Annotated in this window: 21 protein-coding genes, 6 tRNA genes and 1 rRNA gene; 6 read left to right on the forward strand and 22 right to left on the reverse strand. The window is 51.9% G+C overall.

Annotation, left to right across the window (positions count from 1 at the left end; translation table 11 throughout):
* Positions 1 to 50: 50 nt before the first annotated feature.
* The 3 genes from AC6ROY_RS01900 to AC6ROY_RS01910 all read right to left on the reverse strand — a co-directional run bounded on the left by AC6ROY_RS01900 (position 51) and on the right by AC6ROY_RS01910 (position 3,879).
* Positions 51 to 1,607, reverse strand: a complete 1,557-nt coding sequence (locus AC6ROY_RS01900; protein WP_500098292.1) for a methyl-accepting chemotaxis protein — start codon at positions 1,605 to 1,607, stop codon at positions 51 to 53.
* 110 nt (positions 1,608 to 1,717) lie between these two features.
* Positions 1,718 to 3,451, reverse strand: coding sequence for a diguanylate cyclase (locus AC6ROY_RS01905; RefSeq protein WP_500098255.1), 1,734 nt, complete (start codon positions 3,449 to 3,451; stop codon positions 1,718 to 1,720).
* Between the two features lie 44 nt (positions 3,452 to 3,495).
* The gene (locus AC6ROY_RS01910; RefSeq protein WP_500098256.1) at positions 3,496 to 3,879 is read right to left on the reverse strand and encodes a response regulator; all 384 of its coding nucleotides are present in this window, start codon (positions 3,877 to 3,879) and stop codon (positions 3,496 to 3,498) included.
* Between the two features lie 206 nt (positions 3,880 to 4,085).
* Here AC6ROY_RS01910 and AC6ROY_RS01915 point away from each other — a divergent pair, with 206 nt between their 5' ends.
* Entirely contained in the window at positions 4,086 to 4,472 is a 387-nt protein-coding gene (locus AC6ROY_RS01915) for a hypothetical protein (RefSeq protein WP_500098257.1), read from the forward strand.
* A gap of 151 nt (positions 4,473 to 4,623) precedes the next feature.
* Here AC6ROY_RS01915 and AC6ROY_RS01920 read toward each other — a convergent pair whose 3' ends face one another.
* Entirely contained in the window at positions 4,624 to 5,004 is a 381-nt protein-coding gene (locus AC6ROY_RS01920) for a gamma-glutamylcyclotransferase family protein (protein WP_500098258.1), read from the reverse strand.
* A 268-nt stretch (positions 5,005 to 5,272) separates the two neighbouring features.
* Here AC6ROY_RS01920 and AC6ROY_RS01925 point away from each other — a divergent pair, with 268 nt between their 5' ends.
* Positions 5,273 to 6,049 carry a sulfite exporter TauE/SafE family protein gene (locus AC6ROY_RS01925; protein ID WP_500098259.1) on the forward strand — a complete coding sequence of 259 codons (777 nt, stop codon included), beginning with the start codon at positions 5,273 to 5,275 and terminating at the stop codon, positions 6,047 to 6,049.
* 145 nt (positions 6,050 to 6,194) lie between these two features.
* Here AC6ROY_RS01925 and AC6ROY_RS01930 read toward each other — a convergent pair whose 3' ends face one another.
* Together AC6ROY_RS01930 and AC6ROY_RS01935 are read right to left on the reverse strand one after the other, a co-directional pair.
* Positions 6,195 to 6,479 (reverse strand): CD3324 family protein, encoded by a 285-nt coding sequence (locus AC6ROY_RS01930; protein WP_500098260.1) that lies wholly within the window; start codon positions 6,477 to 6,479, stop codon positions 6,195 to 6,197.
* 668 nt (positions 6,480 to 7,147) lie between these two features.
* On the reverse strand, positions 7,148 to 8,761 hold the full coding sequence (locus tag AC6ROY_RS01935) for a bifunctional metallophosphatase/5'-nucleotidase (protein ID WP_500098293.1): 1,614 nt from the start codon (positions 8,759 to 8,761) through the stop codon (positions 7,148 to 7,150).
* A gap of 229 nt (positions 8,762 to 8,990) precedes the next feature.
* Here AC6ROY_RS01935 and AC6ROY_RS01940 point away from each other — a divergent pair, with 229 nt between their 5' ends.
* Positions 8,991 to 9,959 (forward strand): phosphate/phosphite/phosphonate ABC transporter substrate-binding protein, encoded by a 969-nt coding sequence (locus tag AC6ROY_RS01940; protein WP_500098261.1) that lies wholly within the window; start codon positions 8,991 to 8,993, stop codon positions 9,957 to 9,959.
* A gap of 465 nt (positions 9,960 to 10,424) precedes the next feature.
* Positions 10,425 to 11,678 carry a right-handed parallel beta-helix repeat-containing protein gene (locus AC6ROY_RS01945; protein ID WP_500098262.1) on the forward strand — a complete coding sequence of 418 codons (1,254 nt, stop codon included), beginning with the start codon at positions 10,425 to 10,427 and terminating at the stop codon, positions 11,676 to 11,678.
* Positions 11,679 to 11,871: 193 nt separating this feature from the next.
* Here AC6ROY_RS01945 and phnE (AC6ROY_RS01950) read toward each other — a convergent pair whose 3' ends face one another.
* The 9 genes from phnE (AC6ROY_RS01950) to AC6ROY_RS01990 form a co-directional block, all read right to left on the reverse strand.
* Positions 11,872 to 12,666 carry a phosphonate ABC transporter, permease protein PhnE gene (phnE, locus tag AC6ROY_RS01950; RefSeq protein WP_500098263.1) on the reverse strand — a complete coding sequence of 265 codons (795 nt, stop codon included), beginning with the start codon at positions 12,664 to 12,666 and terminating at the stop codon, positions 11,872 to 11,874.
* Positions 12,663 to 13,454 (reverse strand): phosphonate ABC transporter, permease protein PhnE, encoded by a 792-nt coding sequence (gene phnE, locus AC6ROY_RS01955; protein ID WP_500098264.1) that lies wholly within the window; start codon positions 13,452 to 13,454, stop codon positions 12,663 to 12,665. Before phnE (AC6ROY_RS01955) ends, phnE (AC6ROY_RS01950) begins: the two co-directional genes overlap by 4 nt.
* Positions 13,454 to 14,224: a phosphonate ABC transporter ATP-binding protein gene (gene phnC / locus AC6ROY_RS01960; protein WP_500098265.1), complete on the reverse strand. Its 771-nt coding sequence runs from the start codon at positions 14,222 to 14,224 to the stop codon at positions 13,454 to 13,456. Before phnC ends, phnE (AC6ROY_RS01955) begins: the two co-directional genes overlap by 1 nt.
* A gap of 140 nt (positions 14,225 to 14,364) precedes the next feature.
* The gene (locus tag AC6ROY_RS01965) at positions 14,365 to 15,141 is read right to left on the reverse strand and encodes an ABC transporter permease (protein WP_500098266.1); all 777 of its coding nucleotides are present in this window, start codon (positions 15,139 to 15,141) and stop codon (positions 14,365 to 14,367) included.
* Positions 15,134 to 16,057, reverse strand: coding sequence for an ABC transporter ATP-binding protein (locus AC6ROY_RS01970; RefSeq protein WP_500098267.1), 924 nt, complete (start codon positions 16,055 to 16,057; stop codon positions 15,134 to 15,136). Before AC6ROY_RS01970 ends, AC6ROY_RS01965 begins: the two co-directional genes overlap by 8 nt.
* Positions 16,058 to 16,193: 136 nt before the next feature.
* Positions 16,194 to 17,453 carry a cation:proton antiporter gene (locus AC6ROY_RS01975; protein ID WP_500098268.1) on the reverse strand — a complete coding sequence of 420 codons (1,260 nt, stop codon included), beginning with the start codon at positions 17,451 to 17,453 and terminating at the stop codon, positions 16,194 to 16,196.
* The gene (locus AC6ROY_RS01980; protein ID WP_500098269.1) at positions 17,450 to 17,950 is read right to left on the reverse strand and encodes a cation:proton antiporter regulatory subunit; all 501 of its coding nucleotides are present in this window, start codon (positions 17,948 to 17,950) and stop codon (positions 17,450 to 17,452) included. Before AC6ROY_RS01980 ends, AC6ROY_RS01975 begins: the two co-directional genes overlap by 4 nt.
* 24 nt (positions 17,951 to 17,974) lie before the next feature.
* A complete protein-coding gene (locus tag AC6ROY_RS01985; protein WP_500098270.1) occupies positions 17,975 to 18,337 on the reverse strand; it encodes a hypothetical protein in 363 nt (120 codons plus the stop codon).
* 75 nt (positions 18,338 to 18,412) lie between these two features.
* Entirely contained in the window at positions 18,413 to 19,228 is an 816-nt protein-coding gene (locus tag AC6ROY_RS01990; RefSeq protein WP_500098271.1) for a uroporphyrinogen-III synthase, read from the reverse strand.
* A gap of 101 nt (positions 19,229 to 19,329) precedes the next feature.
* Here AC6ROY_RS01990 and AC6ROY_RS01995 point away from each other — a divergent pair, with 101 nt between their 5' ends.
* On the forward strand, positions 19,330 to 20,067 hold the full coding sequence (locus AC6ROY_RS01995) for a 3D domain-containing protein (protein ID WP_500098294.1): 738 nt from the start codon (positions 19,330 to 19,332) through the stop codon (positions 20,065 to 20,067).
* A gap of 159 nt (positions 20,068 to 20,226) precedes the next feature.
* A complete protein-coding gene (locus AC6ROY_RS02000; protein WP_500098272.1) occupies positions 20,227 to 20,700 on the forward strand; it encodes a hypothetical protein in 474 nt (157 codons plus the stop codon).
* 94 nt (positions 20,701 to 20,794) lie between these two features.
* On the opposite strand, the gene AC6ROY_RS02005 is transcribed toward AC6ROY_RS02000, so the two are convergent.
* The 7 genes from AC6ROY_RS02005 to rrf all read right to left on the reverse strand — a co-directional run.
* A tRNA-Arg gene (locus AC6ROY_RS02005) sits at positions 20,795 to 20,871 on the reverse strand.
* Between the two features lie 56 nt (positions 20,872 to 20,927).
* Positions 20,928 to 21,011 (reverse strand) — tRNA-Leu (locus AC6ROY_RS02010).
* Between the two features lie 10 nt (positions 21,012 to 21,021).
* Positions 21,022 to 21,107 (reverse strand) — tRNA-Leu (locus AC6ROY_RS02015).
* Positions 21,108 to 21,120: 13 nt separating this feature from the next.
* A tRNA-Lys gene (locus tag AC6ROY_RS02020) sits at positions 21,121 to 21,193 on the reverse strand.
* Between the two features lie 12 nt (positions 21,194 to 21,205).
* Positions 21,206 to 21,291, reverse strand: a tRNA-Tyr gene (locus AC6ROY_RS02025).
* Positions 21,292 to 21,300: 9 nt separating this feature from the next.
* A tRNA-Phe gene (locus tag AC6ROY_RS02030) sits at positions 21,301 to 21,376 on the reverse strand.
* A gap of 36 nt (positions 21,377 to 21,412) precedes the next feature.
* Positions 21,413 to 21,510 (reverse strand): 5S ribosomal RNA (gene rrf / locus AC6ROY_RS02035); the annotation flags it as partial.

Here is a 21,510-nt window from a genome sequence, read left to right on the forward strand (position 1 = left end):
AAAGCTGCCAGTGCATGCCTGACAGCTCTTGAGTTGATGCTTTTATGCAATTATGATATCCGCTTCTGCGCCTCCAGATTTAATCCGCCGCAAATCTTCTCCAGCTCGTGAGCCAGCTGATTCAGTCCATCCGTCGCTTCCGAGATCGACTCCATCGCCTGCAGCTGCTGCTGACTCGAAGCAAGCACGAGCTGCGCAGCCTCCGCGTTACTGCCGGATAACCGCGCCACCTCGTTCAGCGATGCCGATACTTCCTCCGTTCCCGCTGACATCTGCTGCGCGGAAGCGGAAATATCCTGAATTTGATCGGACACCCGGCGCGCTTCCTCAACGATCAGACGGAATACATCCCCAGCTGCTGAAACCGCCTCATGGCTGGACATCACCTCGCGTGTGCCGCCCTTCATCGTCCCGACGGCTGAGGACGTCGCCCGTTGAATCTCTTCAATCAAATCCCGAATTTCAGTCGCCGAATGCTCAGACTGCTCTGCCAGCTTGCGCACCTCGGTCGCAACTACCGCAAAGCCTGTCCCATGCTCGCCGGCGCGAGCCGCTTCAATCGACGCATTTAGCGCCAGCAGATTCGTTTGCGACGCGATTGCGGAAATCATCGTTGCAATTTCACCGATTTGCAAAGATTGCTGCTCCAGCCGCTGCAGCGCTTCGCTGACCTCGATAGCCGTGTTTTTAAGCGAATCCAACTGTGTTACTGCGTGGTTGATCGTCACATTCCCTTTCTCGGCCTCGTGGAGCATAGCCATCGAAGCTTCCGTTACCACACCTGACGACTCGGCTACCCGCTGCACGCCAATCGACATCTCCTCCATCGCCCGGGCGCTGTCGCCGCTGTTCTGCGCCTGTTCTTCCGTGGCTGCAGCCATGCCTTGCATCGAATCCCGGATGCTGCGGTTTTCCACCAGCGTGCGGTCCGTATTGCCGCCCAGATGTTCCACATAACGAACAAGCTGGCCCGAGCTTTGCGTCAATTGGTTCAACGTATGCTTCAACAGCTCCTGCTTCTGCTGTTTGTCCGCCTCCAGCAGGTCAACGGTCACCTTTTTCTTCGAAATTTGCCATACGGTCGTTCCCGCCGTCAACAACAGGAAGACGAGGTGCACGAGCAGCATGATGAAGCCATACTCTTTCGACCCAAACACAAGCTCAGGAAAAAATAAGTAAGCGGACCCATATTGGAGCGCAAACATGCCTGTCATCATCCAGATCAGCAGCGTGCTCTCATAAAACGCCATCAGCGCAATGACCATAAAAATCGAGAAGAAAAACTCAACCATGCCGCCCGCTACAAATATCATCGCCACACTCGACAAGGTCATTGACAGCGCATTCAATAATGGGACATAACGTTGGCGTCCCGAGGCATAAGCCGCCGTTCCGGCAAGCAGCAAAATGACGGGCGCCGCCAGCAATGCATTCAGTTGGACGCTGTAGGCCGCCAAATCCACGCCATGCTGGGAATGAAACACACCCAGCCAACGGAACAGGCCATGCGTCAGCAAAGCAAGCATGAAGGTTCCAAGTGTAATCGGCAAGGTCATTCGGTTTTTAATGCTCAGCATATCGAGTGGCTTTTCAGTCAACTCTTCCACGTCCTCGTTTGAAATTTTGAATCTGTTTTTCACTCTTGTTGTCTCATCACTTGCCGATCAACCCGGCCGCCGTCCGCAAGCGGGGCGGCGGCCAGGTATCCGCATCCTGGTTAAAGCAGTTCCAGCAATTCCTTCACGCGCAGCTCCAGCTCGACGATCGAAAAGGGCTTGTGCATGTAGCTGTCCGCGCCCAGCTCCAGCCCCCGATCTATATCCTCCTGGCGGGTTCTGCCAGACAGCAGCATAACCTTCATATCCGGCGGCAGCTCACTGCGCTCCTGCAGGCGCTGCAGCAGCTCGTAGCCGTCCAGACGCGGCATGACGCCATCCAGAATGCAGAGATGCACCCGCTGCCGCCGCATGATCTGATACGCCTCCTCGCCGTCAACCGCTTCCTGGAAATCGACAGGCAGATGCTTCAGCTTGGCGATCAGAATCGACCGTAAAATTTTATCATCGTCCGCAATCAGAACAAGCTTGCGTTCGGCTGCTGGAGCAGACTGCTCGTCGGACTTCCAGCTATGGTTATGGTCGTGCGTCCGGAGCACCACACGGTTGCTGCCGCTCTGCTTGGCCTCGTACATTGCGCTGTCGGATGTCTCCACCCACTGCTCGATTTCCATCGGCTTCACCCATTCCGACACGCCGGCAGAGAAGGTGATATAAAATTGCTGCCCTTCGTTTTGCGCCACCGGCTCCCGCTGGGCCAGCCGCAAAATATACTCGACTCGCAGCTTGGCCTCTTCGCCGCGCGTATTCGGAAATATAATGACAAACTCCTCGCCGCCGAAGCGGGCCAGCACATCCGTATTCCGGATATTGTCCTGCAGCAGGTGTGCAAGTCCCTGCAGCACGAGGTCGCCGACATGGTGTCCGAACGTATCATTAATCCACTTAAACCGGTCGATGTCAATAAACGCGAGCGAAATCTGGCTCGGATACCTGGCGACCCGCTGAAGCTCCTTCTGAATCTGATGATCGAAAAAGCGGCGGTTATACACGCCTGTGAGCGGATCGCGAAACGCCATCTGCTCGAAGGCTTTCGTCCGGCCGAGCAGGCTGTGAACCCTCGCCGCCAGCTCCTCATAATGAAAGGGCTTCGTGACGTAATCATCGGCCCCCAGATAGAAGCAGCGCACCTTATCGTTCACATCATCCCGGCCTGACAATACAATAAGCGGGAGCCATTTCAAAGTAGGATCGTTTTTCAAAAAATTAAACAGCTCATATCCGCTGACCGGATGCATCATGAGATCCAGCGTGACGAGTCTGTACGTTTTTTCCCGCAGCAGCCGTTCTGCCGTCGTAACGTCCGCCGCTTCATCCACCTCATAGCCGTCCATCCGCAGCCGACGAACCAAATACGAGCGCAGCACGTCATCATCGTCAATGATCAGCAGGCGTTCGCCGCCGGGCTGCCCATAGGACCATTGCATACGCTCCTGATGCTCGTCCAGCTCCAGCTCGCGCTTATAAATCTCCAGTTCGAGCTCCATCTCGCGCAGCAGGGAAGCCGACAGCTCCGCGCAGCGATGGTAGATTCCGAGATCGCCCGAAGACGGTCCGGGCTCCTTTTCACATTGTGTCCACTCCCACAGCTCGACCAGCTTCTGCGCGATCACGCCGATCCGGACTAAGCCAAACATAGGCGCGCTTCCCTTCAGCGTATGTACCACCCGGTACACGCGCTTCCCCCAGTCGTAGGAATCCTCCGGCTGACTGGCCGTCAGCCATTCGCCCAGCTGGGACAGCTGTCTGGCAAGCTCCACCACATATTTGCGCTTGCCGTCCTTCATCAGACGATGCTCTCTGGCAGTCCTATCTTCTCCAGAACCTTGACGCAACCAAGCTCACTCCCGCTCTTTATATCATCAATCAGATGTAGTTGTTAGGACAACCGCTGCTGAATAAGCTCTTGCACGGTATCAATAAGCTGCAGCGGGCTGAAGGGCTTGACGATGTACTGGGTAACTCCGGCTTCCCTGGCACGCTCGCGGTCTTTATCAAGCGCCTTGGCCGTCAGCAAAATCACCGGCGTATGCCGATTGGGATTATCCTGGCTGCGCAGCCACTCGCATACCTCCACCCCGGTCTGCTCCGGCATCATGTAGTCTAATATGACCAGATCGAATCGTTCAGCCGTCAGCCGTTCGACTGCCTCCTTGCCATCGGCCGCTTCCGTAATGGCATAACCTTCATCAGCCAGCGTCTCGGTCAGCAAAAACCGGAGCGCCTCTTCGTCATCTGCGAGTAAAATGGTGTATGGTTGCATGCTGCAATCTCTCCGCTTCTAAAATCGTGCAAGTTCGAATGGCTTCATTATACCACGAACCGCCATAAATAGGGGTGAAAAAACAAAACCGCCTAAGTCGAAAGTAGGGTTTTTAATCCTTTTGAACTATGTTATTATTATTCTCAGAGAGAGTTTAAGAGATTAAACTAGAAAATATAGGAAATACGTCCTAAGGAGGGATCGTTATGGTGCAATCTGTCGAACAATTAATACGCAAAGTCTCCCGATATGTTTCGTTCGGGCAGCCGGTCTCATCAGGCTCTGTCGTCAGCCAGCGTATCTCCGATCCCCGCATTCCGATGCTGGCCTACTACTTGTCACTTAAAGCTCAAAACGAGCAGGAACAATATTATCATGAGGTTTGGCTGAAAAAGGAAGGCTCCTTCGCCATCACCGAAGCCTGGTACAGGGACAGCTCGGTTACACGCAAGCTTCACAAAGATAATTTGTCCTACGAGCAGCTTGCGGTGGCAATCGGAGAAGAGGACGCCAATGCCATTATGATGCGCATCAGTGAAATTATTAAAAAATCCGAGAAGCAAGACTGGAAACCGTTCTCGGTTCGCAGCTAGCCGATAGCGCCAACAAGCCGCGCTCATCGTGAGTGAGCACGGCTTGCTGCTCTGGCCGACGGCTTCGCATGCAGCGCGCCCACGATAACTGCGGCCTCCCGGACTAGCTGACAAATCCTCGGCAGGTTCCGGTAAAAAAGCCGTGATTGCTCTAAGGGATGCGCCGCTCCCTCCACGAGCCTCCGTCAAGCAGCGGATATCCGTGCGAATGCGTCCATACGTACGTCCAGCCTTCACGCTCCTCCCGCCTGCTGTCCCGTATCCAGATCCGTTCATAGTCATTGCGGCCGCCAGGGCCGTAATACGCCTCCAGCTCATCCAGCTTCGCCAGCCCTTCAGGGGCAATCACCAGCCATTCGCCCGTCACGAGTCCGCCACCGCCCGGCCCGGACAATACGAGCCCGGGATACTCCCCGGCATCAAACAGCTCCCCCCGCACAAAGCCATTTCGGACAGACTGAATAAACGGCGCCACGACATGATGATTTGCTTCCCCTTCCAGCAAGGTTCCATAAACAAATACAGGAATCATCGCATCCACTCCTTTACCAATCATATCATATCGCGCCGTTTCCTTCCTCATGCAGAAAGCACTACATCCCCGCGTGAAGCTTGTCGATCTCTCACGGTTTCACTCGCTTGCCGCATCATTTGTTTGGCCGGAATGGGCACCAGACCGCCACTCCCCGACATATAGTGAATCAGGCTGCAAAATCACCGCCCAAAAATAACAATTGCACATAGGTTAACTTGGAATTATAATAACTTTGACCGACAAGATAACTTGAGGTGAGAATGAGATGGATATGAGTATTGTATTGATGGGTGCGCTTGTCGGACTTTTGGTCGGGCTGACAGGCGTAGGAGGAGCTGCGTTATTGACGCCGCTGCTTGTTTTTCTGGGCATTCAGCCTACCGTAGCTGTGGCGACGGATTTGTTCTATAATTCGATAACGAAGCTGTTCGGCAGCATCCAGCATGTCCGGCAGAAGACGGTGAACATGACGCTGGTCAAGCATCTGGCTATGGGCAGCATTCCGAGTGCCGTACTAGCCGTTTTGCTGCTGAGATTTTTCCCCCCGCTTCAAGGCTATCAGGATCAGATCATTAAGCATTCCCTCGGCGTCGTGCTGATCGTCGTGGCGCTTCTGAGCCTTGCCAAAGTGTGGATTACGCCCAATCGAACCAATGCGATTCAATCCAAATCGCTCGCCGAGAAAAAGCGGCTGTCGATTCTCGTCGGCGTGCTGCTGGGCTTTATTGTCGGACTGACCTCGATTGGCTCCGGCTCTCTCTTTGCGCTCGCTATGATGTTTTTTTACCGCCTGAAAGCCGCCGAGCTGGTCGGTACCGATATCGTCCATGCCTTTTTGCTTGTGTCGGCCGCAGGCGTGATGCATGCGGGCTTCGGCAACATTGACTACATGCTGGCTCTGAATTTGCTCATCGGGTCAGTGCCTGGTGTGCTGCTGGGCAGCAGCCTGTCTGCCAAAGTGCCGGCGAAGCCGCTGCGCACCGTGATGGCGGCGATTATTTTGATCAGCGGGATCAAGCTGGTCGGCATTCAGCTTTTTTAAGCTTTCGTTCTTGCTGCTAATGAAATCGAAAAAAGCCAAAAGCATCCACTTCTGGCTCGTTCGCTATAATATGAAAGCGATGCCTGGCGGCGGCTTGCAACCGATTAGCTCGTGTTGAGCCGCCTAACCGCCGCTTCGGGTTAAGTTAGGGTCTAGCCGCGAGTCCGCGGGTTTTCACGATAATTTTGCGAATGCTGTCTTCGCTTAAATGGAATTTGCCGATCAGCTCTGTCACGGAATATCCGTTCTGATACAGTCTGAATATTTCATGATTCCGCTTCTGGATTGATTGCCGCGTGCCGTTGTTTTCACCCCAGCCGGCGCGGGTTTGATCTTTCTTCGGAATATAAATAATTTCGCCCTGGATATAATCCTGCAGCTGCTTGAGCAGATTAGGCGGCAAAATGTCCTTCCCATTTTTGTACCCCACCGATGAATGCCTCCTTTCGCGCCGTAGTGGCGTTACCTCCGAAAGTTGTCAGCATTTTCATCTTCACACCTCCTAAGCATGTACCGTTGGATACACAGGATTGTTGAGTCTACGAGGGGCATAAAATAAAAAAACACGATCTGCCGATGCGTGCCCAAATGCCTCTTTATGTTCTGTTCCTGTAGAAGACGGGGTTCAGGTGACGGTGATGGAGAAAATGCTTATTCAATTGTCTACGATTCCTCTTGCCATCATTTTCATAGTCGCGTTTGTACCTACCAACATGTCGCGCCACTCCCTTCAATAGAATAAAATGTATCGAAATTATTATACCCATTGTTTGCCAAAATGTCCATCCTCGATTGCCGGATGCTGAATGTTATGTAGACGGGGGCCCGCAGGCCCCCTGGAAGCGGACGCCAGACGAAGTCCAGCGTCCGCTTCCTTTGGTTTAAAATTACCGCCTCTGCTTACGCAGAGACCACCTCTTTAGTTGTAATCATCGTTTCCGATCACTCCTTTCCTAGAGTGTTAGCTGGCCTGCTACATCTATTATTAACGCATAGATCGCAGCGCTGGAGCAAGGTCAAGAATAGGTATAGCCATTTTCCCCCTGCTTCGGTTCGGCCAGGACGACTCGCGCTGCTGTCCGCTGCTGCGTGACTCGGCTACGCCTGCCCCGGCTGCTTGCCGTTCCAGATAACCTCCCAGTTCCGGTCCAGCGTCGCTTCGATGGTGCCGCGTTCCATAATATAAGTCGCCAGCAGCTCGGCCATATCGGTAGGGATATCCTTCACAACAGGCTTGCCGTGAAACATCGCATAGTTGCCGCCACCGGCCGCACGGTAATTATTCATGACAACCTCATATTCGCCCTCCGGGCTCAGCGGCTCGCCCGCATACGTCAAACCGGTTACCCGCTCGCCCGCAGGCTTTGAGATGTCCAGCTTGTACTTGATGCCTTCCCACATATCATAATTGTAATGCTGGGGCTTCGGATCGCTGAACGATGCGCTTACCCGAATTTCCCCGTGGCCATCGTACGTCTCAAAATAACCGGCCGTCTGCTCCAGCGCCGCCGCAATATCATGTCCGCTCACTCGGATGACCTGCAGCGTATTCGGATAAATGTAATTTGAAACGATATCGCGCATCGTAATATGTTCGGGAAAGCCGGGCGATACGTTGTCGAATAACGCCGTATTCGAAATCGAAGCGCCGGAAAGCTCCATCTGCACCCGGTTAATAAACTCAATCAGTGGATGCTCCGCCAAACGAACGCCCATCGGATCGGTTACCCGCATATCGCCGACCAGCCGTCCGATCGGCTGATCCAGCCATGTTTGCGTCAGCTGCTCATGCGGCTTCGTCAGCTCCAGAATGCGGGCATCCGGCTCAACGCCATCCGGCGACAGCAGCTCCGTCTCCACCGCCGCTACACGCCAGCGACCGTCTGAAGCCCGATTGCGCTCCAATGTCAGCACGGCCTTGCCCAGCCATCCGCCTGCGCTTCCTGGCTGCAGCACCGGCACACCGCAAACCGTTGCAGCGATCGTTCGGTGCTGGTGACCGGTCAGCAACAGATCAATACCCTCCACCTCCCGGCATAACGCATAGCCTTGATTTTCACCGGTTAGCGGCTCTGTCGGCTCCCCGGTGTCCAGATGGCGCTCAAACCCTCCGTGATAAGACACAATCACCACATCGGCCCCTTCTTGCTCCCGGAGCTTGCGTACCCAATGCTTCGCGGAGGCAACCGCGTCCTCGAATTGCAGCCCGGCAATATATTCCGCCTTCTCCCAGTTCGGAATGTAAGGCGTTGTCAGCCCCAATATCGCAACCTTGGCGTCGCCAATGCTTTTGATGGTATACGGCTTGCCGAGAAAAGGCTCTCCGTCTGCGCTGCTCACGATATTGGCGCTCAGCCAAGGGAAGTCTGATTCTGCGGCTGCCTTGCGTAGCAAAGGCATGCCATAGTTAAACTCATGATTGCCGACAACTGCCGCGTCATAGCCAAGCTCATTCAGCGAAGCAATCATCGGATTCAGCTCCTGCCCGTTCAACCGGGCATGGTGATAAGCAAGCGGCGTCCCTTGAATGAGATCGCCATTGTCAACCAACAGCAGATGCTCATGACGCTGCCGTTCTTGACGGATTAAGGAAGCGAGCTTGGCGAGTCCGGTTTCCGTCGGGTTATGATTGGCATATTGAATGGGCATGATATGGCCATGAATGTCGCTTGTTTCCAGAATCACAAGCTTTATGGAAGCTTGAATGGACATGTCAGCGGAATGAAATTGAGTCACTGCTTTAGTCAACCCCCGTACAATTGAATTTGGACTTGCTGTTATCTTAACAAAACCATGAAAAAAGAGCCACAATGTAAGAACTATGTAATGATTATTAACACAAAATCTCGGTTTCACAATTTTTTAACTATACGTTTGTCCAATTTGTGGTATAGTTGAATTGTTTGACACTAATACATGTATTAACAGGAGGTCAATTTTTATGTTCAAGAAGATGACAGTTCTTAGCCTGTCCCTGATTTTGACGGCGGGGCTGGCTGCTTGCGGAACAAAGACACCAACAACGGGTGCATCAACCCCTGCGCCGACAGACACAAAACAAGAAGCTCCAGCAGCAAAAGGCTTTGAGCCGAAGGAACTTCGCGTTCAATTCGTACCTTCCCAAAACGCAGAGACACTTGAAGCGAAAGCCAAGCCGCTTGAGAAGCTGCTGGGCGACAAGCTGGGCATTCCTGTAAAGGTTACCGTATCGACCAACTACAACACGGTCATTGAAGCGATGGCTTCGAAGCAAGTCGATATCGGCTTCCTGCCTCCAAACGCTTACGTGCTTGCACATGATGAGAAAAAAGCTGCCGATCTGCTGCTTCAGGCTCAACGTTACGGCATCGACGATGCAACCGGCGCCGAAACAAAAGACCTGGTAGACTTCTACAAGGCGATGATTATCGTTAAGAAGGATTCCCCAATCCAGACGATGGCTGATCTGAAGGGCAAATCCATCGCATGGCAAGGCGTTACTTCCTCGGCCGGTTACGTTTGGCCAGCTAATGATATGAAGAAAGCTGGCGTTGACCCGGAGAAAGATGTAAAGGGCATCGAAGTAAAGGGTCATGATAAAGGCGTACTCGCTGTACTGAATGGTCAAACCGATGCAGCGGCTATTTTCCAGGATGCGCGCAACACGGTTAAAAAGGACAAGCCCGATGTATTCGAGCAAACGCGTGTTGTAGCGTTCACGTCGAAAATCCCTAACGATACCATTACGGTTCGTCCGGACATGGATCAAGCCTGGAGAGATAAAATTGCCAATGCGTTCATGGAGATCGGTAAAGATCCAGAGGGCGGCAAAATCATTTACGAAGTTTACTCGCACCGCGGTTATGTAAAATCGGATGACAAAAACTTCGATATCGTTCGTGAATATTCCAAAGCTATCGGCCAAAAGTAAGCGATAATGGGCTGAACCTGTGATCAAAAGCTGTCCCTCGTGGTCTGAAAAGACGCGTAGGGACAGCTTTTTTAGTTTACAGCATGATCCTCTTCCAGATCAGCATAATCATCAGCCTGCAGGGTCAATCACTTGAGCGCTTCCCATGATCAGTTTCAGTTCGGTATGCCCCCTTTCCAGCCGCTTTTTCCACCTTCATCCCGCAATCAAGCCTATTTGGCGATAATCATTAGCTCATATCATCGTGCAAAATAAGTCGATTACCGGTAAAAACAGCTTTTATCCGAATTTGAGGTATTGTACAGAAATGAGAGATTTTGTATGATGACGAAGTATCATCCGAATTATCCGAATTCAAAATTTTGGATGAATTCTGGATGAAATTTGCAGCAGGACGGTGATTTCGACAACAAAACACGACATGCTTTTCGCTTCATAAAACAATTTGATTAGGAGATGATTCACATGAAAAAAATGAATCAAAAAGTAAGCGCATTCGTTTGTTCCGCTCTGTTATTGTCCGTTTTATCCGTTGTACCTGCTCAAGCTGCGACAACCATTTATGTTTCCCCTAACGGAAACGCTTCCAACCCTGGTACATTAGCCAGCCCGACCACCCTTGCCAAAGCTTTGACGCTGGTCACGGCAGGCGACACCATTTATTTGCGCGGCGGCACGTATACTTCTTCGACAACAATTACAATTCCGTTAGGCAAAAACGGCACGTCCAGCGCCAAAATCAGTTTGCTTCCTTATAACTCGGAAAAACCGGTCTTCGACTTTGCCGGACAGGCCTTCGCTTCAACGAACCGCGGCTTTCAATTTTTCGGCAACCACTGGGTGGTTAAAGGAATCGAAGTGAAAAATGCAGGCGACAATGGCATTTTCATCGGCGGCAGCAACAACCTTTTCGAAAACGTTGAAACCCATCATAATCGGGACACCGGCCTGCAGCTCGGACGTTATGCTACCACTGCGGCGAAAAGCGAGTGGCCAAGCAACAACACCATTCTGAACTCCTACTCCCACGACAATTTTGACCCGGATAACGGAGAGGACGCCGACGGCTTTGCCGCCAAGCTGACTGTAGGCCCGGGCAATGTATTCGATGGATGCATTGCGGCGTACAACGTGGACGACGGCTGGGATCTGTTCGCTAAAACGGATACAGGCGCCATCAGCCCGGTTACCATCCGTAACAGCGTCGCCCATCATAACGGAGCAACCTCCGACGGCACATCGACCTCGAACAGCGACGGAAACGGCTTCAAGCTTGGCGGCGACGGCATTGCCGTTAATCATATCGTTGAAAACAGCATTGCGTACCAGAACAAAAAACACGGGTTCACGTACAACAGCAATCCAGGCTCGATTCAAATGAAAAATAATACAGCGTTCGACAACGGCACCAACAGCGGCAGCAATTTTGCGTTCGATAAAGGTACCCATGTATTCACGAACAACTTGTCTTATAAAGGCAAATCGAGCGACAAAACAAGCGGCACCGATGTATCCAACACGAACGTCTGGTGGAAAAACAACCAGAGTGTGAACGGCAAAGGCTTGCTTGCCAATAATAGCGATTTTGTCACGCTGACGCCTTCGCTGACCCGCAATGCCAACGGCTCTCCGAATCTGGGCAATTTCCTGAAGCTGGCGAACGGCAGTGACCTGATCGGCTCGGGTACGCCAAACGGCAAAAATATTGGAGCCAGATAAGCACAGCCTCTGATCGAAGCACTTTCGACAAAGCTGCTTTCGTACTTTAGTTGAAGAACAATCTCGGAGGAGATCGCTCCCGCGAACCCTCGTGCCTATGAAAAAGGGGCCGTCTCTGAAGCCAGCCTATGCTGGTGTTCAGGACAGCCCCTTGATCGGGTTTGTGCAGCAGGCCTCATCTCCGCAACCTTGGTTAAACGAGACGCTTGCGGATGGACGATGAGATCAGGTCGATGATCGTAACCATCACAATGATGCCCAGCAGGATGACGCCGACACGCTCCCACGCACGGGCCTCCAGGGCAAAAATCAACGGAGCGCCGATTCCGCCTGCACCGATCAAACCAAGAATCGACGCGGACCGGATATTAATTTCAAAGCGATACAGCGCAAACGAGAAGAAATGCGGCAGCACCTGCGGCATTACGGCAAACCAGAGCACCTGCAGCCGGTTTGCGCCACAAGCTGTCAGCGCTTCGGATGGGCCGAGATCCAGATTTTCGACAGCCTCGGAGTACAGCTTACCGAGCATCCCGATCGAATGCAGCCCGAGCGCCAGTACGCCCGCATAAGCGCCAGGCCCAACCGCTTTGATGAAGATGATTGCCATCACGATTTCAGGAAACGTACGAATGACACTGAGCATAAATTTTCCGCTGCCTGATACCGAACGATGCCGGCTCATGTTATTGGCTGCCCAGAAAGCAAACGGCACACACAAAATTGCAGAAATAAATGTCCCGATAATTGAGATGCCTAACGTATCCAGCAGCCCGCGCAGCAAGTCTTCACCCTCCGGCCGATACACATATTCCCAATCAGGATTAAACAACCCGCGCATGATGGCCGCAAAATCTTTGCCGGCGCTTGCCACCAGACCGGTATATTCAATCCCAGTGAACGACCATACATAAATAGCCAGTACGATGAGGGCTACCAGCCAGTAACGGATACGAAACGATTTTTTGGGTACAGGTCTTGTCGTCATAGCAGCTTCTCCCTTACCTTGGTGCTGGCATAGTCGATGATCAGCACAATCGCCAGCGTCAGAATGATGATAAGCGAGGAACGGTCATACCGGAATTGCTGGAGCGTACGGTCAAGATACAATCCGATCCCGCCCGCGCCGACAAGTCCAAGCACCGCAGCCGCACGTACATTTACTTCAAAGGTGTATAAAAAATAAGCCATATATTGCGCCGCCACCTGAGGCAGCACACCAAATTGTATCCACTGCATCTTGTTCGCTCCAACCGCCGTCATCGCCTCCAGCGGACCCGGATCAATCGCTTCGATGGATTCATAAGTCAGCTTGGCGACCAGTCCGAAGGAGAAAAAAATGAGCGCAAGAATGCCCGGAACCGCTCCGATCCCAAACACAGCAACAAACAAACCTGCGAACAGCAGCTCCGGAATGGTACGGATCAAGTTCAGGATAAAACGAGCCGGCTGGTACAGCCATGGCGTCCGAACAACATTGCTCGCTGCCAGCAGGGCAATCGGAATGGCCAGCAAGCCGCCGATTGTCGTACCAATTACGGCCATCTGTACGGTTTCCATCATCGGAGCCCATACGACATCAATATAGCTCCAATCGGGCGGAAACATCTCGACAAGCAGCTTGCCCATTTCAGGCGATCCGGTGATCAGCCGAGTCAGGCTCGATTCGGTATTTTCCGCGCTCCACCAGAGCAGGACGATCAAGATCAGCGTCGTCATATACGACTTCATGCGGGAGGGCTTCTGCAGAACGCGTTTGCGGTCCGACTCCGTCATTACGCCTCCACCCCCAGCAGCTCATCCTTTTTGATGGCCCGGCCATAAATTTCGGAGAACTTCTCATCGGTTGCTTCCGCCACCGGTCCGTCAAACACCACTTCACCGGCACGCAGCCCGATAATCCGGGTCGCATACTCACGGGCCAGGTCAATAAAGTGCAAATTAACGATCGTTGTAATGCCGAGGTCCTGGTTAATGCGCTTCAGGTCATCCATCACCTGGCGAGTAGTCAATGGATCAAGCGAAGCGACCGGTTCATCCGCCAAAATAATTTTTGCTTCCTGCGCCAGCGCCCGGGCAATCGAAACACGCTGCTGCTGCCCGCCGGACAGCTCATCCGCTCTGGAATAAGCTTTGTTAAGAATGTTCACACGCTCCAGCGCGTTAAAAGCAAGCTCGATATCCTGCTTCGGAAATAAGCCAAGCAAGGTGCGCAAAGTCGAATGGTAGCCGACACGTCCGGATAACACATTCCGCAATACGGTTGAACGCTTGACCAGATTGAAGCTCTGGAAGATCATTCCGATATCACGGCGCATCCGGCGAAGCTCGGAGCCATTGGCCGAGGTGATGGAGCGACCGTCGATTAAAATTTGACCATCGGTAATTTCATGCAGACGATTAATCGAACGGAGCATCGTTGACTTACCGGCGCCCGATAAGCCGACAATCACAACAAATTCGCCCTTTTTGATCGTCAGGTTCAACTTGTTCAAACCAACGGTTCCGTTGGGATAGATCTTGGAGACATTCTTAAATTCGATCATGATCTGCCATAAATCCCCTTTTTACGAAATTGTCCAACACAAAAAGATTCGACATGACCCGCCATAATCCTTTTCTCTGCGCCACATTTACGAGACCTTAATGTTTGGATACCGAGCGGCCCATGATACGCGCTTCCAGCTTAATGCCCTGCCACATCCCTTTTCGTAAACAACAGCCACGCAATGGCATAAAACAGGACAGCATACAGGACAAGCATCGTCACGGAAAATCCAAGCGTCATCCCTTCAACCGGCGGCTTGCCTCCTGGTGTCAAATACGGCTGCAAATCAGTGTTGGCAAATAAAAAGTATTTGACCCATGTATATTTCAATCTGGCCAGTATGGCTAGCACAGCGTCCTTGCTCAGCAGCAAAAAGATGGACAAGCCGATCGCCAGCGAGCTGCTGCGAAAGGCTGCGGAAATCATAAACGCAACGAGCACAGTCATCACGATGCTGATCGTATCCAGCGTATAGGCACGTGCAATTCCGCCAAACGATTCTCCCGGAATGAGCCCTTCGCCGACCCCAAACAAAAGAAGCCCGATGAAATACGATAAAATGAAATGCAGCACCAATAGGCCGCACATAAACAGCAGTGCAGCAATCAGTTTGGATGCCAGCACTTTGCTCCTGGAGGCCGGGCGAATCAGCAGCAGCTTGATTGTCCCCCAGCTGAATTCCGAAGCGACGATATCTCCGGCGACGATGACGCTGAATATGGAACACAGTCCGGTCAAATACGTCATTGCGCCCATAAACTGGAGCACATTGGTATAAGGAATTTCAAGGACAAACTTCATCATGACCCCGGCCATAATGATCGTCAATGCCAAAATGCCAAACATAATCCAGGTTCGCAGCCGACTGTAAATTTTCATATTTTCATTCTGGACGAGCGCAAGCAGACTAGACAATCCGATTCCCCCTCGTCACCTCAAGGAACTGCTCCTCAAGTGTTTTCGTAATGGTCCGTATGCCGTATACGGCCACTCCTGCGGCGACAAGCCGGGCGTTCAGCGCAGCCGCGGTGTTACGGCGATCCTGTACCCGAAGCGACAGCTCCGCGCCTTCGATGCGAACCGTATAGCCGGCCTCCTGAAGCACGGCGCTTGCGGCGGTCAAGTCTTGAACCTCGAAGCGAATTTCGGTCAGCTCGCCGCCCGCCTCCGTTTCCTTGAAGGAGCGGACATCCAACAGACGGCCGTTCTGAATAATCGCCACCCGGTCGCACATCAGCTCCATCTCGGACAGCAAATGGCTGGATACAATAACAGCCAGCCCTTCTTCCTTGGCCAGCGTACGCAAATAATCGCGCAGCTCGCGAATTCCCTCGGGATCAAGCCCATTCGTCGGCTCATCCAAAATAAGTACGGACGGACGATGCAAAATCGCCTGAGCAACACCCAACCGTTGGCGCATGCCAAGCGAATACGTCTTCACCTTGTCCTGAATCCGGTTCTCCAGCCGCACGAGCTGGATCACCTCCTCGATCCGCTGCTTGTCCACATTCGGCATCATCCGCGCGAAATGCACAAGATTTTGATAACCGGTCATAAACCCGTAAAACTCCGGATTTTCCACAATCGCTCCGACGTGGCTCATCGCTTCCTCGAACTGATCGCGAACACTTCGTCCCAAAACCTTGATTTCACCGCCGGACATCGACATCAGTCCTACCATCATTCGGATCGTTGTCGTTTTTCCTGCCCCGTTTGGCCCGAGAAATCCAAACACCTCGCCTGGCCTGACTTCAAACGTCAATCCGTCAACAATCGTTTTGGACCCTATTTTTTTAGTTACCTGTGTAAGCTGAACAACGGACGCTACCATCCTTGAACCTCCTAACCTCAGCAAAAAGAGGTATGTTACGCTTTTCCGACAGGAAAAGTATACCATACCTCTTCTGCTCAACCAAATAAGCGTTCTGCCATAGACCAAGCAGCTTATTTGTTGTGGCTCTCATCTTTTATTGGCCTTCCTGCCGACTTTCCTGCACCTTCGGTGTACTTTCTGCTGCCTTCTTAGCCGTTTTGCTGCCACCGAGCGGTAAGAAGCGGTTAAGCCCCTTAAACACCGCTTTGGATTCCTTGGTCAGCAGCGGTCCCAAAATCGCCAGAATAAGCACATACAGCGCAGCGAATGGCTGTAGCAGCGGCAATAAATCGCCTGCCTTGCCGATATTGGCCATAATGATGGAAAATTCACCGCGCGAGACAATCGTCAAACCGATATTGGCGGAGGCCTGAGGTGACAACTTGGCGCTCCGGCCTGCTACCATGCCTGCTGCAAAGTTACCGATCAATGTAATAATTACTGCGGCCAGCGACAGCCAAACCGCACCGCCCAGCCCAAACGGATCAATGGTTAATCCGAAGCTGAAGAAAAACAACGCTCCGAAGAAATCACGGAAAGGCAGAATCATATGCTCAATCCGCTTCATATGGTTCGTCTCCGCCAGCACAAGGCCAAACAGCAACGCACCGATTGCCTCGGCAACATGAATGGTTTCGGAGAAGCCTGCGACAATCATCAGCCCGCCGAATACAACAAGCAGGAACAGTTCATTAGAACGGATGTTCAGTATCCGGTTAAGGAAAGGAAGCGCCTTGCGGCCAATAATCAGGAAGCCTAGCATAAATCCGAGGGCAATGACCGCGGACATGGCTACACCGGCAACCGATGTTGCGCCGCTGAGTACGAGACCCGAAAGAATTGAAATATAAACCGCAAGAAATACATCCTCAAACATGATAATGCCAAGAATCATTTCCGTCTCGGGATTCGCTGTCCGCTTGAGGTCGACAAGGACCTTTGCAACAATCGCACTGGACGATATTGTTGTAATGCCCGCTACCACCAGCACTTCCATCCACGGAAGATCAAACATAACGCCAAGTAAAATACCAAGTGTAAAGTTGATCAAAATATAGACCGTACCGCCGAAGGCAATCGACTTGCCTGACTTAATCAGCCTGCCTACGGAAAATTCCAGACCCAGATAAAACAGCAAAAACAATACGCCTAGCCGTCCCATAAATTCAATAAGCGGGGCGCTCTCGATAAATCTGAAATCGAAAACGCCAAGCTTAGGGGCATGCGGTCCAACCGCCATGCCGATTAGAATATAAAACGGAACTACGGAAAACCGCAGCTTCGCCGAAAGCAGTCCGGCTGCCGCAATCAAAGCTACCGCCAACCCAACTTCCAGTACGAAGTGATCGTTCATAGCGAACTCCCGCTTGCCAGCATCGCTTTAAGCGCTTTGAAATGCCTTCGCTCCCCTGCAACAATCAGGAGTGCATCTGCGGTCAATGTCACATCTGGTCCCGGATTTATTTTTTTCTTCTGCGATTTTTCCACAATGGCGATAATGCTGGCTCCGGTTTCCTGGCGGATTTTCAAATCGCCGACCGTTTTGCCTACGCAATAAAAATGAGGCTCGATTTTGTACCATTCGATAATCAGTTCGTCCAGCGCTACCTCTATGGTTTCAAGCGCCTTAGGCTTATACTGCATCCCGCCGACAATGCTGGCGATCACACGTGCTTCTTCGTCTTCAAGCGTAAGCACAGCAAGTGTCTCATCCTGATCATCCGGATCAAACTGGTAAATTTCACGGCGGCCGTCATCATGAATAATAACAACAACCTTGTCGCCGCTTGCTGTAATCAGCTGGTACTTGCGCCCGATGCCGGGCAAATCGGTTTCTCGAATATTTGTCATCGTTGGTTCCCTCCATATGTTAGTTTATCTCAACAAATGAAGGTTCATTCCAACATACAGCGAGGTGAATTTTAGAGGACGCAATAATGTCTTTCGTAATATAGTGGCGATGGTTGAGGTCAAAATCAACCCCGGCAGCTTAACCCGGATAAACGACAGCAGCAGATGCACATAAGCAAACGCAAATACGGATTGCAGCCACCATGATTTGGCCAGCTGCAGCATCCCGGCCCAATACGTATAGTGTACGTAATGGCTCAAATTTAACCCTGTCGCCCTTGTCGCTACGCTGACCTCAATCACAGGAGCAAGAAACGAAAACAGAAGGATCACCGATAACACCAACACAAACGGCTTCGTCGCACGGTTGTTCGGATTTAGGTTCATGTCCTCCTCCTCCTTTTCTTGATGCTGTCATCTTCACGTAATTAATACAAGTGTATCATATTATGACCTGTTCATTCAAATCCCGGACTCATCTTGCACATATTTGGCAAGCGCTACGACCATGCTTCCCATCCGTTCCTCCTCCGGCGCAACGATCCGCTCAATTCCTTCTTCACGCAGTGATTCGGCTGTCACTTTGCCTACAGCTACAGCAATGGTACGCCCGGAAAAGGCAGTCACCACGCGATCAGCCAAACCTCTTTCCCGCGCATGCTGCATCAGAAACCGTACCTGCGGGGTACTGGTGAACGTTACCGCATCCAGCTCGCCGTTCGCAATTTCATCCAGCAGCAGGTTAGCCATTTCAAGCTCAGGCGGTATGTGGCGGTACGGCAATATTTCATGGTACGACGCTCCCTGCGCCTCCAGCCATTGTACAAGCCGCGGAGCATGATCACCGTATAATTGCAGTGCAACCCGCTTGCCCGACAAATTACAGCCTTCCAGCGCACGGATCAAGCCGCTTGTCGTCCCGTCATCATCCCGAACCGCCGGTTGAACGCCCAGCTTCTTCAACACATTAACTGTTTTGTAGCCACGAGCGGCCACTTGTACCTCGCCAAGCCGCTTGATAAACGCCTCGGCTTCTCCTATTGCCTCCGCCGCCTGAACGAGCAGTTCCGTGCCGACGCCAGTCGTCAAAATGAACCAGTCTGCCCCTTGCTCAATTAATTTTCTGACCTCCGCCTGTACCAGCTCGCCATCTACAGCTACCGTCCCTTGGGCCGGCCGGACAAGCGGAATTCCACCCATTTTCTCGATAATGACACTGATCTCTGCTGCCTTGCGCGGACCAGTAACTGCGATTCGTTTTCCTTCCAATCTGGCCATGGCCATTCCTCCCTGCAGATAAGTATTGGTTTAGAATTCTCTCAATCCGGCAACTCTAGTGCTAGAGCCTATTGAATGTACTAGAGGAGGATTGAGTGTTGATGCCTGGTTTTGCTCACTTTCGTTTGATCATGCTGTCTGTTGTATGGACTACCTTCCTTACCTTCCTAGTCTGTATGACGGTTTTTCCAACAGCTTCCGTATGGGCCTACAAATCTTCAAACGATGCCGCCCCTGCCTTTTTTGTCAATGACTTCTACGTCGCTTCGGAGGACGTGGACTCGTTCCAGCCTTCACTGCCGGATGATAACGCGGCTTACGCCTCGCTGCGCTCCCCCACCCTTTCCTATCAGATTCGATCCGGAGACACTTTATACCGGATTGCCCGTGCGTTTGACGTATCCTTAAAGGAATTGAAAGCCAGCAATCCTTTGTCTGATCCCAATCACCTGACCGTCGGGCAGCTGCTAGCCATCCCCATACACAAGCCAGACTTGCAGCTAACCGATGACGGGACAGCCGTCGTCAAGCAAGTGCTCACTACCACCTTAACGGCATATACCGCCGGATACGAATCCACAGGCAAAACACCCGGACACCCTCAGTACGGCATTACCTACAGCGGCAGTCAAGCGGAAGAAGGCCGGACGATCGCCGTTGATCCTCAGATTATTCCGTTAGGAACAACTGTATTTATTGACGGACTAGGCCTGCGCCAAGCCGAAGACATCGGTTCCGCCATTCGCGGCCCCCGGATCGACGTATACATGACGGAAGTGGAGCAAGCGTTAAAATTTGGAGTGAAAAAGGATGTGAAGGTGTTCGTATTGTCTACATAAGCTGTTATTGCCTCCAGCATCCGAAGCTGACAAACGACTACCTCCATCATAATACAAAACGGCCTCCGATAACATTTTTTTCGGCGGAACGGGTTAAGCTATGCCTACATCATTCAATCTTTTGCTGGCGCCCGCCGCCAGCTTGGGGAGGGAACCGTTATGCACAAGCTCACTCATTATGCAGCCGGCGGCTGGCTGGTCCTGTCTCTTCTGTTATTGACAAGCTGTGGACAACCACAAAAGCCTGCACAGGATAAGGCGGCAACGCAACAGCAAAACAATCCGATAGATACTCAACTCCAGCAGCAAATGAAGATGTACCAGGAAATTAAGCAGCAGGAATACCAGATGGATGCAAAAAAACGCGCTGAGGAGAAGAAGCAGTTAGAACGTTTACAGAAAACGCAAGAAGAAACTTTACAACGGGAAGTTGAGATGCAGAAGCAGCTTCGCCGGAGCGGCAACCCTTGGGCCAAAATGAAGCAAAACAACACTGAAGGCGGTCAGCAGCAGTCAGGCCCCGGCGAGCAAAGCAAAGGTGAGCAGTCAAAGAACGGACAAGGTGAGGGCAGCAACGCAAAGTCCAAATTGCTTAATAATCCGCTTCGGGAAGCGAAACAAGACGAGAAATAGTGAATTGATGGATGCAAAAAAAAGCTTTTGCATCCATAAGGACACAAAAGCTTATATTTTTTCGTAACTAAAGCTGCGTTGTACGTCATAAAAATGGCGTGCCCTGAGAGATTCGAACTCCCGACCTTTTGATTCGTAGTCAAACGCTCTATCCAGCTGAGCTAAGGGCACATGCTATTCGGGATAACGACTTGAATTATTCGATATCCCGAATTTATTACTCATGATGCGCTCGAGAGGACTCGAACCTCCACGGCTGTTACCCCACTAGAACCTGAATCTAGCGCGTCTGCCAATTCCGCCACGAACGCATATGAATGATGGTGCGGTTGAGAGGACTCGAACCTCCACGAGCGTACGCCCACTACCCCCTCAAGATAGCGTGTCTGCCATTCCACCACAACCGCATGAAAATAAACGTGAGCCATGTAGGACTCGAACCTACGACACCCTGATTAAAAGTCAGGTGCTCTACCAACTGAGCTAATGGCTCATACTTTTTAAATGGTGGAGGCTGATGGATTCGAACCACCGAACTCGTCAGAGAACAGATTTACAGTCTGCTGCGTTTGGCCACTTCGCTAAGCCTCCGTGAAACTATGGTGGCTCGGGACGGAATCGAACCGCCGACACGAGGATTTTCAGTCCTCTGCTCTACCGACTGAGCTACCGAGCCCAATAACCACTTTTTGAAAATCCCTTACGGGAATCCGCTTGGCGACGTTCTACTCTCCCAGGACCCTGCGGTCCAAGTACCATCGACGCTGGAAGGCTTAACGGTCGTGTTCGGGATGGGTACGCGTGGTTCCC

It is taken from the genome of Paenibacillus sp. sg306046 (genome assembly GCF_059821225.1).

Coding starts and splice junctions, on each gene's coding strand:
- AC6ROY_RS01910 (WP_500098256.1), bottom strand. CDS start 3,879: ATGCAACCATACACCATTTTACTCGCAGATGACGAAGAGGCGCTCCGG.
- AC6ROY_RS01915 (WP_500098257.1), top strand. CDS start 4,086: ATGGTGCAATCTGTCGAACAATTAATACGCAAAGTCTCCCGATATGTT.
- AC6ROY_RS01920 (WP_500098258.1), bottom strand. CDS start 5,004: ATGATTCCTGTATTTGTTTATGGAACCTTGCTGGAAGGGGAAGCAAAT.
- AC6ROY_RS01925 (WP_500098259.1), top strand. CDS start 5,273: ATGGATATGAGTATTGTATTGATGGGTGCGCTTGTCGGACTTTTGGTC.
- AC6ROY_RS01935 (WP_500098293.1), bottom strand. CDS start 8,761: ATGTCCATTCAAGCTTCCATAAAGCTTGTGATTCTGGAAACAAGCGAC.
- AC6ROY_RS01940 (WP_500098261.1), top strand. CDS start 8,991: ATGTTCAAGAAGATGACAGTTCTTAGCCTGTCCCTGATTTTGACGGCG.
- AC6ROY_RS01945 (WP_500098262.1), top strand. CDS start 10,425: ATGAAAAAAATGAATCAAAAAGTAAGCGCATTCGTTTGTTCCGCTCTG.
- phnE (WP_500098263.1), bottom strand. CDS start 12,666: ATGACGACAAGACCTGTACCCAAAAAATCGTTTCGTATCCGTTACTGG.
- phnE (WP_500098264.1), bottom strand. CDS start 13,454: ATGACGGAGTCGGACCGCAAACGCGTTCTGCAGAAGCCCTCCCGCATG.
- phnC (WP_500098265.1), bottom strand. CDS start 14,224: ATGATCGAATTTAAGAATGTCTCCAAGATCTATCCCAACGGAACCGTT.
- AC6ROY_RS01970 (WP_500098267.1), bottom strand. CDS start 16,057: ATGGTAGCGTCCGTTGTTCAGCTTACACAGGTAACTAAAAAAATAGGG.
- AC6ROY_RS01975 (WP_500098268.1), bottom strand. CDS start 17,453: ATGAACGATCACTTCGTACTGGAAGTTGGGTTGGCGGTAGCTTTGATT.
- AC6ROY_RS01980 (WP_500098269.1), bottom strand. CDS start 17,950: ATGACAAATATTCGAGAAACCGATTTGCCCGGCATCGGGCGCAAGTAC.
- AC6ROY_RS01985 (WP_500098270.1), bottom strand. CDS start 18,337: ATGAACCTAAATCCGAACAACCGTGCGACGAAGCCGTTTGTGTTGGTG.
- AC6ROY_RS01990 (WP_500098271.1), bottom strand. CDS start 19,228: ATGGCCAGATTGGAAGGAAAACGAATCGCAGTTACTGGTCCGCGCAAG.
- AC6ROY_RS01995 (WP_500098294.1), top strand. CDS start 19,330: ATGCCTGGTTTTGCTCACTTTCGTTTGATCATGCTGTCTGTTGTATGG.
- AC6ROY_RS02000 (WP_500098272.1), top strand. CDS start 20,227: ATGCACAAGCTCACTCATTATGCAGCCGGCGGCTGGCTGGTCCTGTCT.